Genomic DNA, 3,426 nt, shown 5'->3' with positions numbered 1-3,426 from the left:
GGTGCGGCGTCGGTCCTCGCCGTGGACGTGGGCTACGCGCAGTTTGACTGGAGCCTGCGCCGCGACCAGCGCGTCATGCTGCGCGAGCGCACCAACATGGTGGACCTCCCCGATGACGCGAACCGGCACACGATCGACCTCGCCGTGTGCGACGTCTCGTTCACGTCGGTCAAGACGGTCCTCCCCGCGGTCATGGAGATGCTGAGGCCCGAGGGCTCCGCGTTTCTCACCCTCGTGAAGCCGCAGTTCGAGGCTGCGCGCGACGAGGTGGGGGAGGGCGGAGTCGTGAGCGACCCCGCCGTGCACCTGCGGACGCTCCGCGAGATCGCGGAGGCGTTCGCGGCCGCGGGCCTCGAGCCTGTCGGCGCGTGCCCCAGCCCCATCACGGGCCACAAGGGCAACCGCGAGTTCCTGCTCCTGGGGAGAAGGACGGGCACCCCAGGGCCAGAGGCGTGCGACCTGGACCTGGACGCCGTCGCGCTCCGCGGCGAGGTGGCGCTTTCGCGCGGCCGCTGAGCGGTCTTGCGCGCGCGGGTGATACACTCGTCTTGCACGATTTCCCAAGACGGTTGGAAGTGGTCGCCCGTGAAGGTACTCCTGGTCCCCAACTACGCGCGTGCCGACGCCATGAAGGGCGCCAAGCAGCTCGAGGGCTGGCTTCTGGCCCATGACGTCGAGGTGCAGTGGGCCCACGACAAGAAGCTCTATCCCAACAAGGTGGTGGACACCACGGGTGTGGGACTCGCGGTCTCGTTTGGCGGTGACGGAACGCTGCTGCGCGCGGCGAGGATCGTTGGCTACAGCGAGATTCCGCTCGTTGGCGTGTCCTACGGGCACCTGGGCTTCCTGACCTGCGCGGGGCCCGACGACGCGATTTCGACCGTTGAGGACGCCATCGCGCACCGGATGCACGCCTCGCATCGCACGACGCTCGACATAGAGGTCGAGTTCGAGACCGAGGACGGCGCGCGCCTGACCAAGCGGCGCTTCGCGCTGAACGACCTCTCGCTCACGCATGGCTCGCGCGGTGACATGATCGTGTTCGACGTGTCGGTTTCCGGCCACTACGTCGACACGCTGCGCGGCGACGGCTTCGTGGTCTCCACGGCGACGGGGTCGACCGGATACGCCCTGGCCGCGGGAGGACCCATCGTGACGCCAGAGTTCCAGGGGATGATCTGCGTGCCCGTGGCACCGCACACGATCCTGGCGCGCGCGTTCTTGACCTCGTCCACCGACGTGGTGGAGCTCAAGATCAACCCGGAGCGAAACGTGGAGCGGCTGTTCTTCGCGGACGGCCAGCCCATCGTGGCGGAGGGGGCGAAGCCCGTCAGGGCCACAATCCGCCGCGGACCCGGGGACCTCGTCCTGCTGGACCGCAGCTCCAAGAGCTTCTATCATTCCGTATCCCGCGTGTTCTACGGAAGGGGCAAGGAATAGCCACATGATCGACGAGCTTCACGTCAGAAACGTCGCCCTCATCGAGGATGCGACCATCCGGCCGGCGTCCGGGCTCACCGTGCTCACGGGCGAGACCGGGGCCGGCAAGTCCGCGCTCCTCTCGTCCATCAAGCTCCTGATGGGCGAGCGCGCCGACGCCGGGGCCGTGCGCGAGGGCGCGGACGGGCTCGAGGTCGAGGGCAGGATCTTCGTGCGCGGCGGCGACCCCGACGGGACCGTCGTGCGCAGGCGCGTTGAGGCTTCGGGCCGCGGCCGAGTGGAGGTGGACGGCCACATGGCCTCCGTGCGCGAGCTCGCAGGCGGCGTGGGCGCGACCATCGACATCTGCGGCCAGCACGAGCACCAGAAGCTGCTGCAGACGGGAAGCCACGTGGACCTGCTGGACTCCTGGGTGGGGCAGGACGCGGCCGACGCGCTGGCCCGCTACCAGGAGGCGCTCGCTGCGGCGAGGCACGCCGAGGAGGAGCTCGAGCGCGTGCGCGAGATGAGCCGCGCGGCGGACAGCAAGGTGGAGGAGGCCGACTTCGTCCTGCGCAAGATCGACGAGGTGGACCCGAAGCCGGGCGAGCTCGAGAGCCTGGAGCAGACGCTGCCGCGCGCCGAGCACGCGGAGGCGCTGCTGCGGGCATCCGCCCAGGCCCGCGAGGCCGTGACGGGCGACGGCGGCGTGGAGGACGTGCTCTCCGGCGTGGTGGGCGACCTGCGCGAGGCCGCGCGCTTCGACCAGGCGCTCGGCGGCTACGCGGACACGCTCGAGAGCGCGCTGATCGACATCGAGGACGTGGCGAGCGGGCTGCGCGAGTACCAGGACGGGATCGACTTCGACCCCGAGGCGCTCGACCGCCTGCAGGCGCGCATGGCCGCGTTGCAGGGGCTGCTCCGCAGCTACGGTCCGCGCATGGAGGACGTCCTTCTCGCCCGCGAGCGCGCGGCCGAGCTGGTTGGCGCCTCCCGCGACGGCGGCAAGCGCGTGCGCAAGGCCGAGCAGGCGCGCGACAGGGCCGAGAAGGACCTGGAGGCCGCGGCCGACGCCCTCGACGGGGTGCGCAATGCTGCCGCGCCCGAACTCGCGAAGGCCGTGACCGAGCAGATGGCGTTCCTGGAGATGGGGACCGCCGAGCTCGACGTGGCGACGGAGCGCCTGCCCAGGCGCCAGTGGGGCCCGCAGGGGCCGAGCCGCGTGGAGCTCATGTACCGCCCGGCCGCGGGGCTCACGTCGCGCCCGCTGCGCAAGATCGCCTCGGGCGGCGAGATATCGCGCGTCATGCTCGCGTGCAAGGTCGTGCAGGGCTCCGCGGACTCCACGGAGACCCTCGTGTTCGACGAGGTCGACGCGGGCGTGGGCGGCGCCACGGCCGTCGCGCTGGCGCAGGTGCTGGCGCGCCTTGCCAGGACGCACCAGGTCATCGTGGTCACGCACCTGGCGCAGGTCGCCGTCATGGCGGACGCGCACTACCTTGTGACCAAGGTGGGCACGGACGTCCCCAGGACCACGATCCACCAGGTCGAGGGGGAGGACCGCGTGCGCGAGGTCGCGCGCATGCTCTCCGGCGACCAGAGCAAGGCGTCGCTCGACCACGCGCGCCAGATGCTCGCGGACGCAGAGGCGGCCCGCAAGGCGGAGTAGGGGGACGACCGCACCGCCGTGCCGGTACCCAAACTTTCGCAGGTTCCGTGCAGTTTGGATTTGTCCGGATTCGGGGCGCCGCCACGGCCCGTTTGGCATTAAGATGAAGCCCCGTAGAGTAAATTTCTTACGGGAAGGTCTCAAGATGACCAAGCACATCTTCGTTACCGGCGGCGTGGTCTCCTCACTGGGAAAGGGAATCACGGCGGCCTCCCTCGGCAGGCTTCTGAAGGCGCGCGGCTATCGCGTCATGATGCAGAAGGCCGACCCCTACCTCAACGTCGACCCGGGCACCATGAGCCCGTTCCAGCACGGCGAGGTGTTCGTGACCGAGGACG

The 3,426-nt window shown here is 70.1% G+C and carries 3 protein-coding genes and 1 pseudogene; all 4 read left to right on the top strand.

The genetic code is table 11. The annotated features are described in order from the left end of the window. On the top strand, window positions 1-516 hold a 516-nt coding region (locus ACI38Z_RS04085), incomplete at its 5' end, for an SAM-dependent methyltransferase (RefSeq protein ID WP_439788913.1). Between the two features lie 69 nt (window positions 517-585). After that, window positions 586-1,440 (top strand): NAD(+)/NADH kinase, encoded by an 855-nt coding sequence (locus tag ACI38Z_RS04080; protein WP_439788912.1) that lies wholly within the window; start codon window positions 586-588, stop codon window positions 1,438-1,440. 4 nt (window positions 1,441-1,444) lie between these two features. Then, on the top strand, window positions 1,445-3,088 hold the full coding sequence (gene recN / locus ACI38Z_RS04075) for a DNA repair protein RecN (protein ID WP_439788911.1): 1,644 nt from the start codon (window positions 1,445-1,447) through the stop codon (window positions 3,086-3,088). Between the two features lie 145 nt (window positions 3,089-3,233). Further along, window positions 3,234-3,426: pseudogene (locus tag ACI38Z_RS04070) on the top strand (CTP synthase); the annotation flags it as partial.

The sequence above is a fragment of the Parafannyhessea sp. genome (genome assembly GCF_051876455.1).
Taxonomy (GTDB): Bacteria; Actinomycetota; Coriobacteriia; order Coriobacteriales; family Atopobiaceae; genus Parafannyhessea.
The sequence above is the reverse complement of the archived record's forward strand: the minus strand, read 5'-3'. Positions and strand labels throughout refer to the sequence as shown.